Below are 15,972 nucleotides of genomic sequence, written 5' to 3'. Positions count from 1 at the left end.
TGAACACTAAGTGAACCGCCGATACACGCCTTCGTAGCTCAGGGGATAGAGCACTGGTTTCCGGTACCAGGGGTCGTGAGTTCGAATCTCGCCGAGGGCACGCTTGAGGTCTCGGCACATCGCTTCAGATGTGGTTTCCGGGACTTTTACTTTTCCCGCACGGTCGCCTGAAGAGCGGCCACCAAGAAATCTCCCTCGGCGCCGAAGCGAAACTCTGCTTTCTAATGACCCCACTGGGTATCATTAAAAAGAACCTTAGATTCTGCTTAGACTCTTCCCTCGTCCCCTTCCCCCGTACCCCAAGGGCCGAAGTCATTCCCCCGTACCCCCAAGGGCCGAAGTCAAGAGCGGATCGTGCTGGTTCTGAAGCTTCCTCTGCGACGGCCTACTCGAAGGAGATTAACCAATGCGCCTATTGCGTCGCGCAGGCATTTTTGCTCTAGCTCTCGGCTCCGCCATCGCCATGAGTAGTTGCAGTACCAATGAAAGCGATTCGAATAGCGGACACACCACCACGGTCACCGCTTCCCCGGAAACCACTGCAGAGAGAAGTGAGACTGAGGATTCAGAAACTTCCCAGCCTTCTGCCTCCGAAGAGGATAAAGCTTCCACCACCCCCAGCCCAGGCGGAGCACAGCAATCGAATCCCACCGGTGAGGTGGTCATTGGCCACACTGAGGCCCCGGGGCAGGCGAACCCGTCCGTCATGAATAAGACGATCGCCTCTTGCGGGGATCCCTCGATGCACGAGACCGGCACAACTTTCTTTACCGATGGAACGTCGGGATGGACGTTGACGTGTGCCAACAAGATGATGGCCGCCCGCCCGGCGGAGCCCGCCCCCGCGCCGGATGATTCTTACTACGAGGGCTACCTCGACGGTTACGACGACGCGCAGTATGACTACGACGAGTACAGCGACTACTAGGTCATTTTAGGTCGCAGCCCTCCCCGTAGCTCCAGCCTTCTTTACGCTGTCGATGCTCTGGAAGTCCACGCCCGGGATCCGGGAGAACCTATCTTTGTCACAGGTCAGGACTATGATCTGGTTATCCCGCCCCAACGCGCCAAGCACCTTATTCATACTCTTGGCCCTGTCGGTATCACTGAATCCCAGTACGTCGTCAAGGAAGATCGGCACCCCGCTGCCGTCGTGCCCCACCAGGCGGGCGATGGCGAGCAGCTGCAGAATCTCCACCTGCTCTTGAGCGCCGCCGGAGAGCTGCTCTTTATCCAAGCGCACGTTGCCAATAGCGCGGCTCGAAACCTGGAACCGCTCATCTACACCCAGATCAACATCGCCGCCGAAGACAATTCCGGAGAGCTTGTTTAGAGCATTACGGTATGGCTCGGAGTACTTTTCTTGCATGCGCTTCCGAGATTCCTGAACCACCTGGTGCAGTAACTCTGCGGCATTCGCTTGCCTACGCAGCCTAGCGACTACGCCCTCCAGACGCTCTACTTCCGCCTCTGCCTGTTCCTTCGTTCCTGCGGACCCGCGAGCCTGCCCGAGCTTGGCATTCAGGGCTGCAATATCCACGCGACATTCCTGTATCTGCTGGTTCAACATGTTCACCCGACTCCGGGCGCCCTCGAGGCTAGCCTGCACGTCTGCAACGTCGCCGAGCTCGCCTACTTCCCGACGCTTGGAATCCAGCTTTTCGCGCGCCACATCCACGGCCTTCGTTGCCTGGGTGCACTTCGCATGTAGGTCTTCGTCGGAATAGCGCTCGCGGGCTGCTTCCAGATCCTTCACCGCCCCATCCAGCCGTTGCTGTAGGTTTTCCACCTTCGCCTCGTGCTGGATCCTGCGCCCGATCGCGTCGCTGTTCTGCAGGGTGAGCAGTCGTTCATAGGCTTCGTCACGAGCCCGAGTAGCTGCCTCCATCGTGGCGATAGCTTCTTCCTCGTTGACTTTTTCGCCAGCTTTCACGTTGGCGTCGCTTCGCAAGGCACTGCAGGTTTCCCGCAGCCTTTCAACTTCGACAGTGAGGCTTTCAACCTGTGCATTAAGGTCGGAAACCGTGCGCTTACCGAGGATTGCCTTGAGGTTCGCCCGCTGGTCGCGCAGGGTTTCCTCATCCTCGTTTCGCGCCCGCACAGCCAGCCCAAACTCTTCAAGAATCTCCGCACGGGGGCTTTCGAGTGTTACGCGCTCGCGCCCGACCGCAGATAGCTCCGCATTGACTTTGTGAAGAGCCTCGTCGACATTCAGGTCGAGGTTGCTGGAATTCTGCGCAGGGGTAACTCGCACCTCGTATTCGCCCAGGCCAACTGTCCATTCGGTGGTGACCTTCTTTTCCAGACCGCGCTCCCCCAGTGTGCCTTCCATTCCGTTGTCAACGATGGTGCTGCCGGCTGGACCTGCGATGTGCACGGAGGTCGCGCCTGCATCGCGGATTTTTATCTGCGCATCCAGGTCCGTCATCGCCTCGCGGATACGCTGTTCCGCCTTGGGCGTGGCCAGGTTGCGATCCACCTTCTGCGCCAACTCCGCGACCTTCGTGTCCAGCCCTACTGCCCTATCCCGCTCCTCTGTCGCGGACTCCAGCCGCTCCTGGATTTCCGCCGTGTTTTTCAGCGCGGTAGCCAGCTTGGCACGCTTATCCGCACGCACGTACGCGGCGCGGGCATTGTCGTAGGCTATCTTTGCCTCGTCCCGCTCGGCCTGTTGTTCCTCGGCCTTTTTCTGGACGCCACGTAGCTCCTCCGTCGCGGTGTTGAGCAACTGCTCTAGCTCCCCTTGCGTGATCTTCTGTTTCTCCCGCACCTCGGAGGCTTCCCTCCACCGCCCGACCTGGTCCTGCTTCAGTTCCAGCTCATTTTCCAAAGCGCTCAAAGCCTCCGCGATCTTCTTCGCAGCTTCTAACCGCCCGTTACATTCGTCGAACTCTTTTTGCGCATCCGGTAGATCGTCTTCGGCATCCGCACGCTGAACCTGCTTGGATTCGATTTCGCTAATCGCTGCCTGAGCATTGTTGTATTCCAGCTCGGCGGTCGCCAGGAATTCCCGTGCACGAGCTAGTTCTGTTTCGGCTGTGGCCAGCTCTCCCTTGGAATTCCTGTTAACTCGGCGGTCCCGCAGTTTCGTATCTTCATCGTCGATCAGACGGACCAGTAACTCCGCAGCCCCCTGGTCACCTTCGCTGATGCCACCGGCAACACTTAGGGTGGCGTCCTCATCAGCGGTGCGTAGAGCCGAGGACAGTGAGGGAATGGCTGTGAAATCGAGGGCATCCAGGCGCTCGCCCTGACTGACGAACAGCGCCTCACGCAGTGCCGCATCAATGTTCTCGTTCAACAGCTCATTGAATTTTTGCATCGCCTGGTCGCCGGTGAAGTTCTGCACGGAAGGGTGCAGCACATCCAGGTAGATCTTCTCCTTTTCGAAGTCCTTGGTGTACTCCACCTGATTTTTTCCCAGGCGCAGACGGGCCGTGATCCTGGGCTTGGCACCATTTCCCACTGGAAAGAAGGTGGTTACCTTCTTGGATTTACTTTTTACCTTCCAATCAGAAAGCAACAGACCGAAAGCATTCATCAGACTGGATTTTCCAGCCTCGTTGCTGCCGTGGACGACGGTCACTCCCGTTGCATTGGGCGCGAAGTGGGCGGATTGGATACCCGCAAAGTTTTCTACATCCAGAGTTTCCAGCACGAAGCTGGCTTTCGTTGCAGTAGTCATTTCTTGCATCTCTCCCCTATTTTCCCTGCTCCGCATGGCGAGCCAGACGCATCAACAAACGCAGCGCATCCTGTGCCTGCTGCGCCTGCTGCAGTTGCTGTGGATCCTTACTCTCGGTTTCGGCCAGCTGTTTAAGCTTCTGCGCGGCCTCGCCGATGAAACCTTGGCTCAGCAACCCCTCCGATAGTTCTTCCTCGTCAGGGATAACGTGCAAGTCCATCAACCGTTCGCGCTCGTATAAAGCCGCGAAGGTCGGCCTAATCTTGGCAACCTGTTCGTCTAGGTAGGCGGCATCGTGAACGGACAGTGTGCCCTGCAGCGCATACTTGATAACGGTTGTGCGCTTCGATTCGATAGCTTCGAGCCGCTCCAGGAACTCGTCGATATCCTCTGCCGAGTTCACCGTCGCGTTCAACGCCTGGAATGCCCAACGCCCGACCGGCACCTCTTCGACCTGCACCTGCGCCTGCTGCTCGGGGCGTGCCGGGTCCACGCCAATGTCCACCACCAGCACATTGCCCGAGTTCGCCTCGCCGCGCCCGTCCTCTTCTATGAAGTCCGTGACTTCCTGGGCTCCGGAATACCACACTCGCGCCTGCGCACTGTCCGCGTCTAGAGGGATGGCCGAGTGCGTATCGCCCAGCGCCACATAATCCACCTTGCGCTCCTGGCACGCCCGGGCTGCGTTAGCCACGTCGATGCGGTCGAAATCGTCCCTCTCACCGAAGGAGTTCACCGCTCCGTGGCCGACCATTACACGGATGCCGGCACCCTTCACCTGGCTCAGACCGCTCAGCGCAGCTGCCACCAGATCCTCATCTGCTGACTTCCCGCGCAATGGTGCCCCCACAATTTCCAAGGCAGCACCGCTCGCACCATCCACGCTGGCGCCGCCCGAGTTTGGCACCGCCACCGGTTCGGAATTCTTCAGCACGTAAACGTTATCCAGTTCATCGAACTCCTCCCGGTGGTACACGCTCGCCGCATCCAGCGGATCGTGGTTTCCGGGTAGTAGGAACACCGGCACAGTCGAACGCTTCAGCACGTCCATCGCACGCCCGTAGATTTCTGGCTTCAGCAGGTTATCGTCAAAAACGTCACCCGCCACGACTATTGCGTCGCATTCCCTCTCCTGCGCCAGTTCCAGCAGCGCTTCGACCGCTTCCAGCCGCGATTCATCGAAGCGCGATTGCGCTTCTGCGCTGAGGAAACGCCGCCTCATCCCCAGTTGCCAGTCTGATGTGTGCACGATCCGCGCACGGTGCGCGGACGGTGCCGCCAATGGTTGTGTCATGTCTGCCCTACTCGTTCTTTCCGCTCTCACTGTTCATCTCGCCACTTGCATTGTCGCCCGAACGATTGCTCGCCCTGTCCCTTGCCTCGCCCGTAGTTCTATCAGGTGCCTCGGACAACCCATCTTTGAAATAGAACAAAGGCGCGGAATCCTCTAGGGTTTCGTAGCAAACCTCCAGTTCATGTGTGGCTTTTAACTGATCCACTGCGTGCCATGCCACCGAACGCATAGCCTCCTTGAGCGCCTGCTGGTCGCCCTGCTCCAAGCCGGATTCCCAACTCAGCGGATGCCACTGCACCGGTTCCGCCGACGTGCCCCAGAACTCTTCCGAATCCACCTGCTCTGGTTGCGAAGCCTGTTCCGGCACACCACCGGATGCTCGAGACCCCTTAACTGGGGGCGCCCCTACGCCCCCATTACCCCAGCCCTGCACCGGGCGCAGCAGCTCCTGCGCATTCAGCCCCCGCCACCTCAGCAAAATGCCGGGATCCTTGTCCAACCTCTCCGCCGCCGAGTAGGCCAACGCCACCACGTGCTTGCAGATCGCAGCTTTGTCCGGACACGTGCAGCTGACCCGATTGACGTGCCCGGGGTGTAGCAACACCGAAGCTACTTCCATGCCCGGCGCGCCGCCTCTCAGGATGGAGCGGATGTGCGAACTATCGGACAGCATCTCGTGGTACACAAAGTCCTGCTGTCGATCGGTGAGCGCGCGCAGATGGATGGAGGTTTCGAACGGCTCCAACTGCGAGCCGTGGATCAGGCCAGCAACGACGTTTCTCGCGAAATCCACACTCAACACCTTGCCGCCCCGGAAGTACTCTCGGCCTCGCGCCAAGCGCCCCGAGTCCGTGGCCTTAGATACCGCCTCCATCAATTGCGAACTAGCCCAGCTATCCTCGCCCCTGATGTGCGTGCCGTGTTGATCCCGCAGGCGGTTGGTCTCTTGGCGTCGCCTCGCCCCAAAATCAGCGAGCACAACGTTATCGCCCCAGGTCGCATCCGTGCGCGAACGCTTCCTTGGTTGCTTGCTAACCATCGTTTTCCTCCAACTGGGCAGACTCGCGCAGCTGCAGCAGCTCGCGCAACTCCGCATCGTCGAGGTTGGCGATCCACCCCTCGCCGGCACCAACAATGTCGCCCGCCAGCTCACGCTTGCTCATGATGATGTCGTGAATTCTCTCATCGATGGTGCCTTGTACCACCAGCTTATAAACTTCGACGGACTTATTCTGGCCAATGCGATACGCCCGGTCCGTGGCCTGGTCCTCCACCGCCGGGTTCCACCAACGGTCGATGTGGATCACCACCGAGGCCTCCGTCAGGGTGATGCCGGTGCCGCCTGCCCGCACTGAGAGGATCATAATCGGCGGACCATCCGGACTCTGAAAATCGCGGACCATCTGGGTTCGCTGGGTACGCGACACCCCACCGTGCAGCACGGGCACCTCCACACCGAAGGTGGCCTCCAGCTCTGGCGCTAACATCTTTCCAAACGTCGGGAACTGCGTAAACATCAGCACCTTTTTGCCTTCTTCCAGGGCATTTTCGGTGATTTCAAAGATGCGCTCGATCTTCACCGATCGATGTTCGCCCTCGGCCAGAATCCCCGATCCGTCGCCCGCGTAATGCGCCGGGTGGTTGCAGATCTGTTTAATCTTCACCAGCGCCCCCAGAATACTCGCGCGCCGTTTGCCGCCGGGTAGTTGCAGGCGCATCTCCATATCCTTAACGAAGGACTCATACAGTGCTGCCTGCTCACTTGAAAGCGGCACCCGCTCCACGATGTCCTTCTTCTCTGGCAGATCCAGGCCAATTGCCGCATCGTCTTTCAGCCTGCGCAGAATGAACGGCTGCACCAGTCCACGCAGCCTGCGCTTGGCTTCCTCGTCCCCGTAGCGCTCGATAGGGATAGCAAGGCGATTCTGGAACGCTGCGGCGGAACCAAAGATTCCGGGGTTGGCGAAATCCATGATCGCGTACAAGTCACTCAACCGGTTCTCCACCGGCGTGCCAGTAAGCGCAATGCGCGTCGCGGCCGGCAGGCTGCGTACTGCGCGGGACTGCTGCGTCGCCGGGTTCTTAATCGCCTGTGCTTCGTCGGCAACCACCCGACCCCACTGAATCTGCTGGTAACGGGTGGTATTGCGCGCCACTCGCCCATAGGTTGTTACCACCACATCCGGGCGCTTTATTCGCCCCTCTAGCCCCTGGGATGTGGCGTCACTAAATTCCTTGTCATCCAACAACCCGGAGCCGTGATCGACCAAGACCTCCAGGCTTGGCACGTGCAACGCGGCCTCAGCGCGCCAGGCTTCCACAACGGAGGTAGGCGCAACGACCAAGGTGGGTCCTTCACAGTCGTCAACCTCACGTTCCCAGGCAACCAGCGCCAGAACCTGCAGCGTCTTCCCCAACCCCATGTCGTCGGCCAGGATCGCGCCGATGCGGTGGCGGTGCCTCCAGGCCAGCCAGCTCACACCCCGCCGCTGATGGTCACGCAGCGTGGTCTGCACCGTAGCGGGTATCTCCACAGCTTCGGGCGGTTTCAGCTGTGCTTCGCCGTCCAGCAGCCGTGCCACCCACCCGTCGGCTTCCAGGCGGAATTCGTGGTCGGCATCTACCGTCTCGGCAGCGCTCAGCAGGTCGGCTTCCAGGATGTCGCGCACGCTGACCGTGGCCTCCCCAACCGGCTTGTCCTGTTCTTTCGTCACCTGTGCAAACCACTTGCGCGCTGTCGAGAGGGTCTCCTGGTCCAGGAATACATACTCGCCATTGATGCGCACGATCGCCTCGGCCGCGTTCAGGAGCTCCTGGCGCGTTGCCTCGTCGAGGTTCTCGCCCGCGCCGCCGGCACCGTCCGCACGGTCGGCGCCGCGAACGCTAACCTCCCACGAGAAGTTCAGCAGCTGATCCATGCCCAGCTTGCCCGCGCCCGGCCCCTGCCCGACCGGCGTGGCAATCGCTTTCACCCGCGGGCGCACCTTGCCCCACCCGCGCGGGATCATTACCCCAAACCCGGCCTCACGCAGCGCGGTTGCTCCGTGTTCCAGGAAGCTCGCCAGCTCGGACAGGGTCAAGCTCGTTCCCAAGGTCGGCTGTTCGCTCGGCAGTTCTTCCGTGCGCCACCAGCCCCGCGCCTGCGAATTCGTACCCATGTTGAGCCACGTCAGTAGGCCGCGCAGATGCGGTTCAAAGGCCGGCCACACAGTTCCGGCTCGCTTGAGGCTGGAGATCACCCGTACCTTTAGCTCTTCATCCATGGTGGCAGGGTTAATCTGCTCGGCAGGCCTACCGTTTACCGAATGGGCTATCTGCAGCCACCAGGTCGGCGTGGGTCCCTCGCCTTCTTCTGTGTCGCCCTCATATGGCTCTTCCACCTCGGACGGCGCGGACAGCAAAAACACCAGCTGCCCAGCTTCCGCCTCGGCCTCCCGCCGCCACTGCCCCAGGCTGGCCACAGTGCTTGCCCCTCCCCGCCGGGTCGCCGTCCCCGTGGCCAAGGCTCGCACGAAGTCCGACGTAAACTCCATCGGCTTATCACGCAGGTGCGCCACGGCAATCCAGTGAGCGAACTCGTCCGCTAGCCGCTCCACCACATCCTCGCCGCCGTTGCGCGTGAGCACCCCGGGCACACGCTCGTGGAACTGCTGCAGCACGCGCATGTGATCGCCAGCCGGCGACAGTGTCCAACGCGGGAACCACTGATCGTCCACGCGTTCCATGCGCAGCATCACACGCCCGGCCAACACTGCCTCTTCAACGAACACACAAAGGTTCATAAGAAATTTGAGCTCCGGGGCGAACCCATCGATTAGCTCGCGCTTATCCGGGGCTTCATTACTGGTACTTTTATGCACATACTCACATAATGCCCCCATAAGTGCAACGGATTCCTCGGGCGTCAAAGCCACCGCAGGCACCGGTAATTCCTTCACTCTTCCCCGTGGCGTCGCAAGCCAGATCCCGCCCCTATTGCGCCAGGGGCGCGACCCCAGAATGTCCATACAAACCGCTGGTAGATCCCCCGTTTCTAGCTCATCGATATCGAGCACCACCCCGTGTCCCGCGACCCGCTCCACCCACAACCACAACCCACCCGACGTCGGTGCAACTACGTGCATCTGATGCGTGAATCCCATGCTGGAAGTTTTACCACGTACGCCCGACACCCCTCGAAGCGCGACTACGTTCGCTAACGTGGAAGTCGAGTTGTGCGCGTCACACATGCGCGCGCCTTCTACACTTCGGAGCACAGAGAGCCCGAAAGCTGACGTATAGAACTTATACATTCAACTTGAGGAGATGACTGTTCGTGGCTGACCAAACATGGTTTGTCATAGCCATGGTGATCTATCTGATCGTCATGCTGCTGATTGGACTTTATAGTTTCAACCAGACCGACGAGTATGAGGACTACATGCTCGGCGGCCGTAACCTGCACCCCTTCGTTGCCGCCTTGTCTGCCGGCGCCTCCGATATGTCCGGCTGGCTCCTCATGGGTCTACCCGGCGCGCTGTACATGCTCGGATTCTCCGAGATGTGGATGGCCATCGGCCTTCTCATCGGCGCTGCGGTGAACTGGCTGGTCACGGCACCCCGCCTGCGTTCCTACACGGAGGTGGCGAACAACTCGATCACAATCCCCTCCTTCCTGGAGAATCGCTTCAACGATCGCAGCCACTTCCTGCGCATCGCCGCCGGCATCATCATTCTGGTGTTCTTCACCTTCTACGTGTCCTCCGGCATGGTCGCGGGTGGCCGCTACTTCGAGTCCACCTTCGAAGGTGACTACCTGACCGGCATGATCATCATCGCCGCCGTCACCGTGGGCTACACCTTCATCGGTGGCTTCCTAGCCGTATCCTTCACCGACACCGTCCAGGGCTGCATCATGTTCATCTCCCTGCTGCTGGTGCCTGTCATGGCACTGCTGCACATGGACGATCCGGGTGCGATCTGGACCTACCAGCTGGAGAACACCTACGGTCTCGACACCATCGAACCGAACCCGGACTGGTTCTCTCTGTTCACCGGGGTCTCCTTCGTCACCATTATCTCCAACCTAGCCTGGGGTCTGGGCTACTTTGGCCAGCCGCACATCATCGTGCGCTTCATGGCACTGCGCGGCCCGTCCGATGCCCGCGCAGGTATGCGCTACGGCGTTGGCTGGATGTTCCTCTGCCTGATCGGCACCGTCATGGTCGCCATCATCGGTCCGGCTTTCTTCGGCATGGACCCCTCCATCGCCATCACTGACCAGGACAACTTCGAGACCATCTTCCTGGACATGGGTCGCATCCTGTTCCACCCGCTGATCGCCGGTCTGATCCTCACCGCCGTTCTGGCCGCAATCATGTCCACGATTTCCTCCCAGCTGCTGGTGGTTTCCTCCGCGCTGATCGAGGACATCTACAACGGCCTCATCAACAAGAACGCCTCTGACCAGTCCCTGAAGAACCTCTCCCGCATCGCCGTTCTGGTTGTGGCCGTGCTGGCTGCATTGATTGCACTGAACCCGGACTCCGGAATTCTGGGTCTCGTCGAGTTCGCCTGGGCCGGCTTCGGTGCGTCCTTCGGCCCAGTCATTCTGGGTGCACTGTTCTGGCGTCGTCTCAACGCTGCGGGCGCAGCCGCTGGCCTGGTCACCGGTGCAATCGTCGCCTTCATCTGGGGTGGCCTGCCACAGTTCGGTGTTATTGACAAGCCGTTCGGTCTGTACGAGATGATCCCGGGTGTCGCCCTGAACATCATCGTGATGGTCGCGGTGACCCTGCTGACCAAGGAGCCGTCCAAGGCCATCACCGACACCTTCGACGAGGCAGCCAAGCTGTCCAAGGTCGCTATCAAGAAGGACATCGACTTCGAGGAAGCCGCAGAGGTAACCGCCAAGTAGCCGCCTAACCTCGCGCGAACTTTTCTAGCGCCGCTGCAGTCTAATACTGCATGCGGCGCTTTTTCTTGCCCTCTCGCCTAGCCCCCTTCCCTATCTACTGCCTGTTGCTGGCTGCTGTGGCCTGTGTTGTTTCTTGGGTGACGACGCCGCATTATCACCACCCACAGGACCAGAAAGCCGTTCGGGACTACCTGCAGCACATCCGCCAGATTCCCGCCCGACCCCGCGTTTTGGGCTATTCGCGCGCCCGCTTCGGTAACGGGTGGGGAATGCAAATCACAGAACTCGGCATCTGCGATACCCGGAACCTGCTACTGGTGCAGACATTCGGAGGTGCGACCGGCGGGTGCGCAAGCGACGGCAGAGGTGGCGGTGGGGCGACACGCAGGGGCTCCGAACCCCAAAACCTAGACCCCTACACACATCGCCCCATGGACCGCCACGGTGTGGACATCGATCACATCGTCCCTTTGGCGGCCGCGTGGGATCTGGGGGCGTATGCGTGGCCGGAGGCTCAGCGCCGGAAGTTTGCGAATGACACTCTGCGGAATCTGGTGGTCACGTCCTCGGCGGTAAACCGGGAGAAGTCCGATGCTACGCTGAGCCAGTGGCTGCCGCCCGTGGATCAGTGTGGTTATTGCGCGAGGTTCGTGCGGGTAGTGGGTGATTATGGTTTAGCCCTGACAGCTGCAGACGTTCGGGTGGCGCGGGAGGCCTGCAACGTCTGAAGGCGCCGCGGGCTGCCGAAGTGACAACCGGCCTGCTGATCTGTCAGAGTAGAGGCCATGTCTACCTTCATTGTTGCACTTCACGTCCTGGCGGCCATCCTGCTTATCGGCCCCGTAGCTATTGCTTCTTCCATGTACGCTCCCCAGTTCCGCAAGGCTCAGTCTGGCGACCCGGCGGCCATCGGCGCCCTGCGCCTGGTGCACCGCATCACCCGCTCTTACGGCTTTATCTCCCTGCTGGTTCCGGTACTGGGTCTCATCGCATTCTTCGTCGTTGACGGTGCAATGAAGAACACCGCACTGCACTTCGCTCTGCTGCTGGCCATCATCGCCTGGGGTGTACTGATCGCCCTGGTTATCCCCCGTCAGCGCAAGGGCCTGGTTGCCCTGAATGCTGTGGAGGCTGGCGACGCTCCGGCTTCCGAGTCCGAGGCTGCCAAGGCTGCCAAGGCCGACACCTCCAAGATCCCAGGTCAGGCTGCAATGTTCGCAGGCATTTTCAACCTACTGTGGCTGGTCACTGCGATTCTGATGTTCGTCTAGGATCGAAGCTTTAATTAAAACCCGCGGATAAACTCGCGGGTACACAAAAACGCACCCCACCCGGGGTGCGTTCTTATTTGCGTAGTCGTAGTACGCGACGTGGCCCAGCGTAGGCGTTGCCGCTAGCGGCGACCTCCACGGTGCCCGCGGTCTGACTTGAAACCGCGACCGCCACGATCATCTCGGCGGTTGCGCCCGCCACGGCCACCGTGACCGCCGCGTCCGCCACGACCACCACGATCATCGCGGTCGTCGAAGCGGTTGCGCCCGCCACGATCACCACGCCCGCCACGATCTCCCCGATCATTGCGGTGCTGGCGCTTGTGGCTGCCGGGGCGGCCAGCCGGCGCACCCGGATCTGGTTCGATGTTGATCAGCTGGCCAGACACGCGGGTCTGGTCCAGAGCGTGAAAGACCTCCATCGGCAAATCCGCCGGAAGCTCCACCAGGGAGTGCTCAGCGAAGATGCTGATACGACCGAAGTCGCGGGAGTTCATGCCACCCTCGTTCGCCAAAGCGCCGACAATGGCACCCGGTCGCACGCGTTGGCGGTGGCCAACCGACAGGCGGTAGACGGCCAGCTCCTTGCCGCTGCGATCCGTGATGCGCGGAGCTTCCTTATTGAAGCGCTCGTCGAAAGGCTTATATGCTCCGCCGCCATTGCGGTTATCGTCGCCGTAGCGATCACGACGGCGCGGACGTTCCTCCTTCGGCTTCTCCTTCATCAGGAAGTCCTCGCCCGCCTGCAGCTGCGCAGCCAGCGCGGCTGCGATGTCCGCCAGCTCCACCTCATTAGACTCCGCGTACTCGCTTACCAGGTCGCGGAAGATTCCAATCTGCGGGTCGGCCAGAGATTCCGTCAGGCTATCGCGGAACTTCTCCTTGCGAGCCTCGTTAACAGCGTCCACCGTCGGCAGCTCAATCTCATTCAGGCGAGACTTGGTGGCCCTTTCGATGGCCTTCAGCAGTCGGCGCTCACGGGGCGTCACAAACAAAATAGCGCGCCCCTTGCGACCTGCACGGCCCGTGCGGCCAATGCGGTGCACGTAAGACTCGGTATCGTGCGGGATGTCGTAGTTGAAGACGTGCGTGATGCGATCGACATCCAGGCCACGGGCAGCCACATCGGTGGCCACCAGAATGTCCAGACGGCCGTCCTTCAACTGATCAACGGTGCGTTCGCGCAGGTTCTGCGGAATGTCACCATTGATGGCGGCCGCATTGAAGCCTCGGGCACGCAGGCGCTCGGCCAGCTCCTCGGTCTCATTCTTCGTGCGCACGAACATGATCATGGCCTCGAACTCGGTGACCTCGAGGATGCGGGTCAGTGCGTCCAGCTTGTCGCGGTGGCTGACCAGCAGGTAGTCCTGCTCGATGTTTTCGCTGGTCCGCTGGGTGGACTTGACTGTGATTTCCTGCGGATTGTTCAGGTACTGCTTCGACAAACGGCGAATGCCGGACGGCATCGTCGCGGAAAACAGGGCAACCTGCTTTTCGCTGGGCGTGTCTTCCAGGATGCGCTCGACATCCTCCTGGAAGCCCATATTCAGCATCTCGTCGGCCTCGTCGAGCACCATGAAGCGCAACTCAGAGATGTCCAGGCTGCCCTTTTCCAGGTGGTCAATCACACGACCGGGCGTGCCGACAACAATGTGTGCTCCGCGGCGCAGGCCGGACAGCTGCACGCCGTAAGCCTGGCCACCATAAATCGGCAGCACGTGAATGCCACCCAGGTGCTCGGAGAAAGATTGGAAGCTCTCGGCAACCTGCAGCGCAAGCTCGCGCGTCGGAGCCAATACGAGGGCCTGAGGGTGGCGCTTCGACACGTCAATACGCGACAGAATGGGGAGCGCAAATGCCGCCGTTTTACCAGTACCGGTCTGTGCGAGGCCAACAACATCGTGGCCTTCCATCAGCACCGGAATGGTTTCTGCCTGGATTGGGGAAGGTACTTCGAAGCCGACCTTCTTAACTGCAGCTAGTACGTTATCGGGCAATCCCAGCCCGTCGAAAGAGGGCTGCTGCTCTTCGTTCTGTTTTCCGCTTTGCTCTTGGCTATGCGTGTTGTTGTTTTCTGGAACTTTCGCTTCGGCGTTCTCAGACTCCACTGCCTCATTAGTCACATCTTGTGGCTCTTGCTTTTCCACGGCAGAATCTTGCGAAGAATTCTCCGTGATGCCACCCTGCAGTTCATTCTGAGATACCGACTCGTCATTGACCGGCTGGTTAACGTCGCCGGTGACGTTTTCAGTATCACTCATCGTAGCCCCAAGCCTACGCTGCATAGAGCAATAAAGCGATTCTGTGGCGGATCCGCCCACTGCAGGTCAGCTGCAGACCCGCGCTAGGTCCGGATTTAACGATGCTTACTGATCCAGTAGGGAGGCCACGTAGTTCGCTGCCCTTTGCCCACTGCGCAGCACACCGTCGATACTCGGTGTGGCATGCTGAGCGCCCGCCAAGGCTATGCGGCTGCCTTGGAGTTCTCGCTTTCCGAGCTCCTTACCTATGCGTTGCAGGCTTTGCGGGAGGATCAGTGGGATGGCGTCAATAAACTTCTGCTCCGTAACCAGCTCCCAACCGGAAGAGTCCACACCGAACAGCGAGCCCAGACCGCGTTGTACCTCGGCCACCGACGGCCCATCTGCGGGGTTCGCACCACGTGGATGCACATGGTTGGCAGCCACCACGTGCTTACCCGGTGCGTAGTTGGGCGCCACGGCGGTCACCTCCGTGGCTGAGGTGACGGGCGTGCGCCCTGTACCGTCGACGGTAATCAACCCCTCTGACATCACTGGCTCATCAGAGACGAACCACCAGGAAGAAACGCTTGTTGTAGGCACTTCCGGCGATCCCAACAGTTCGGTTTCGCGCTTCGGATCCACGGCCACGATGGCATGCGAGAAGTGTTCTGCCCCTGCCCCTTCGACAGTCACGCGTACCCCGTCGCCATCTTCCTCGATGCCCGTCACCGACGAGTTCAGCCGGAAATGTGCACCCGGCACGCGCGCCAGCATCGCCGCCAGATCCCCCATACCGTTGTTCAACACCGCCAAGTTCCCGCGCATCATTGTTCCGACCATCCATTTGGCAAAAATCGCGGAAGATTCCCCTTCTGTGTCGAAAAGAAACGCGCTCAGCAGCGGGTCGATCGCCACGCAGCGGGTGCGCCGGTGCACGCCTCTTTGGTCGAGGGATTCGCAGGTCTTGACGTCTTCGTCGATGTACTTCTGCTTAATGCTGCGCAGCTCCAAGCTAGAGCGGTGCGAAAGTTCGGATCGCAACCAGCGGCGCAACGCCATGAGGTCCCGGAAGGACAGCGCGCTGCGAACCTTGGAACGCATGAGGCTGGGCAGTAGGCGCGGGGCACGAATGGGATCGCTAATCAGCGCTAGCCCGTCGTCCGTCAGCGTCTGAATCGCAGGCTGGAACGGGCGAATCCCCAGGGCAGAATACTCTCCCGGCTCCAGGATCTCCTTGACGGCCGGATACCACGAGTTGAAGGTCTGCAAACCGTAGTCGACAGTCACACCATCGATCTTCTCGCTGCGCACGCGGCCACCGAGTTGGTCGCCGGCCTCGAAGACAGTGCAGCTCACGCCGTGTTTGTGCAGGGTACGTACTGCAGCTAGGCCAGCCAGCCCACCGCCCACGATGGCCACGCTGTCCGCCGCACCATTCGTCGCGCTGTGTGTCGCCTCCGCCATGTCGCTGCTCCCAAACCTATTGCCGTTAGTTCGGCGCTTCTGCCCGCGCTCTTCCCTGCCCATGCTATCGCACGAGGTGTGGTAGCCGGTCGCCCGAAACCCCTTCCCTAATTCGATTG

At 60.5% G+C, this 15,972-nt stretch carries 10 protein-coding genes and 1 tRNA gene; 5 read left to right on the top strand and 6 right to left on the bottom strand.

The features are described 5' to 3' along the window. The first annotated feature begins 27 nt into the window (after nucleotides 1–27). Both ACKFRT_RS01135 and ACKFRT_RS01130 read left to right on the top strand, forming a co-directional pair. Nucleotides 28–100, top strand: a tRNA-Arg gene (locus tag ACKFRT_RS01135). 306 nt (nucleotides 101–406) lie between these two features. Next, nucleotides 407–928 (top strand): hypothetical protein, encoded by a 522-nt coding sequence (locus ACKFRT_RS01130; protein WP_408925453.1) that lies wholly within the window; start codon nucleotides 407–409, stop codon nucleotides 926–928. Nucleotides 929–934: 6 nt separating this feature from the next. On the opposite strand, the gene ACKFRT_RS01125 is transcribed toward ACKFRT_RS01130, so the two are convergent. The 4 genes from ACKFRT_RS01125 to ACKFRT_RS01110 are packed head-to-tail and all read right to left on the bottom strand — an operon-like array spanning nucleotide 935 to nucleotide 8,839. Continuing rightward, nucleotides 935–3,685, bottom strand: a complete 2,751-nt coding sequence (locus ACKFRT_RS01125) for an AAA family ATPase (protein WP_408925452.1) — start codon at nucleotides 3,683–3,685, stop codon at nucleotides 935–937. Nucleotides 3,686–3,701: 16 nt separating this feature from the next. Continuing rightward, nucleotides 3,702–4,979 carry an exonuclease SbcCD subunit D gene (locus tag ACKFRT_RS01120; RefSeq protein ID WP_408925451.1) on the bottom strand — a complete coding sequence of 426 codons (1,278 nt, stop codon included), beginning with the start codon at nucleotides 4,977–4,979 and terminating at the stop codon, nucleotides 3,702–3,704. Nucleotides 4,980–4,986: 7 nt separating this feature from the next. After that, entirely contained in the window at nucleotides 4,987–6,018 is a 1,032-nt protein-coding gene (locus tag ACKFRT_RS01115; protein WP_408925450.1) for an SWIM zinc finger family protein, read from the bottom strand. After that, nucleotides 6,011–8,839: a DEAD/DEAH box helicase gene (locus ACKFRT_RS01110; RefSeq protein WP_408925449.1), complete on the bottom strand. Its 2,829-nt coding sequence runs from the start codon at nucleotides 8,837–8,839 to the stop codon at nucleotides 6,011–6,013. The genes ACKFRT_RS01115 and ACKFRT_RS01110 overlap by 8 nt, the downstream gene beginning before the upstream one ends. Nucleotides 8,840–9,294: 455 nt before the next feature. Between ACKFRT_RS01110 and putP the strand changes: the two genes are divergently transcribed. The 3 genes from putP (at nucleotide 9,295) to ACKFRT_RS01095 (ending at nucleotide 12,146) form a co-directional block, all read left to right on the top strand. Next, complete coding sequence (gene putP / locus ACKFRT_RS01105) at nucleotides 9,295–10,875, top strand: sodium/proline symporter PutP (RefSeq protein ID WP_296215212.1); 1,581 nt, start codon at nucleotides 9,295–9,297, stop codon at nucleotides 10,873–10,875. A 269-nt stretch (nucleotides 10,876–11,144) separates the two neighbouring features. Next, a complete protein-coding gene (locus ACKFRT_RS01100; RefSeq protein WP_408925448.1) occupies nucleotides 11,145–11,603 on the top strand; it encodes an HNH endonuclease family protein in 459 nt (152 codons plus the stop codon). A gap of 57 nt (nucleotides 11,604–11,660) precedes the next feature. After that, complete coding sequence (locus ACKFRT_RS01095; protein WP_408925447.1) at nucleotides 11,661–12,146, top strand: hypothetical protein; 486 nt, start codon at nucleotides 11,661–11,663, stop codon at nucleotides 12,144–12,146. A gap of 122 nt (nucleotides 12,147–12,268) precedes the next feature. Here the strand turns inward: ACKFRT_RS01095 and ACKFRT_RS01090 are convergent, their stop codons facing one another. Together ACKFRT_RS01090 and ACKFRT_RS01085 are read right to left on the bottom strand one after the other, a co-directional pair. Next, on the bottom strand, nucleotides 12,269–14,407 hold the full coding sequence (locus ACKFRT_RS01090; RefSeq protein ID WP_408925446.1) for a DEAD/DEAH box helicase: 2,139 nt from the start codon (nucleotides 14,405–14,407) through the stop codon (nucleotides 12,269–12,271). A 105-nt stretch (nucleotides 14,408–14,512) separates the two neighbouring features. After that, nucleotides 14,513–15,853 carry an NAD(P)/FAD-dependent oxidoreductase gene (locus ACKFRT_RS01085; protein WP_408925445.1) on the bottom strand — a complete coding sequence of 447 codons (1,341 nt, stop codon included), beginning with the start codon at nucleotides 15,851–15,853 and terminating at the stop codon, nucleotides 14,513–14,515. Nucleotides 15,854–15,972 lie beyond the last annotated feature (119 nt).

Source organism: Corynebacterium jamesii (assembly GCF_046097395.1).
Classification (GTDB): Bacteria; Actinomycetota; Actinomycetes; order Mycobacteriales; family Mycobacteriaceae; genus Corynebacterium.
This window is presented reverse-complemented; position numbering and strand designations above follow the sequence as displayed.

Coding starts and splice junctions, on each gene's coding strand:
- ACKFRT_RS01130 (WP_408925453.1), top strand. CDS start 407: ATGCGCCTATTGCGTCGCGCAGGCATTTTTGCTCTAGCTCTCGGCTCC.
- ACKFRT_RS01125 (WP_408925452.1), bottom strand. CDS start 3,685: ATGACTACTGCAACGAAAGCCAGCTTCGTGCTGGAAACTCTGGATGTA.
- ACKFRT_RS01120 (WP_408925451.1), bottom strand. CDS start 4,979: ATGACACAACCATTGGCGGCACCGTCCGCGCACCGTGCGCGGATCGTG.
- ACKFRT_RS01115 (WP_408925450.1), bottom strand. CDS start 6,018: ATGGTTAGCAAGCAACCAAGGAAGCGTTCGCGCACGGATGCGACCTGG.
- ACKFRT_RS01100 (WP_408925448.1), top strand. CDS start 11,145: ATGCAAATCACAGAACTCGGCATCTGCGATACCCGGAACCTGCTACTG.
- ACKFRT_RS01095 (WP_408925447.1), top strand. CDS start 11,661: ATGTCTACCTTCATTGTTGCACTTCACGTCCTGGCGGCCATCCTGCTT.
- ACKFRT_RS01090 (WP_408925446.1), bottom strand. CDS start 14,407: ATGAGTGATACTGAAAACGTCACCGGCGACGTTAACCAGCCGGTCAAT.
- ACKFRT_RS01085 (WP_408925445.1), bottom strand. CDS start 15,853: ATGGCGGAGGCGACACACAGCGCGACGAATGGTGCGGCGGACAGCGTG.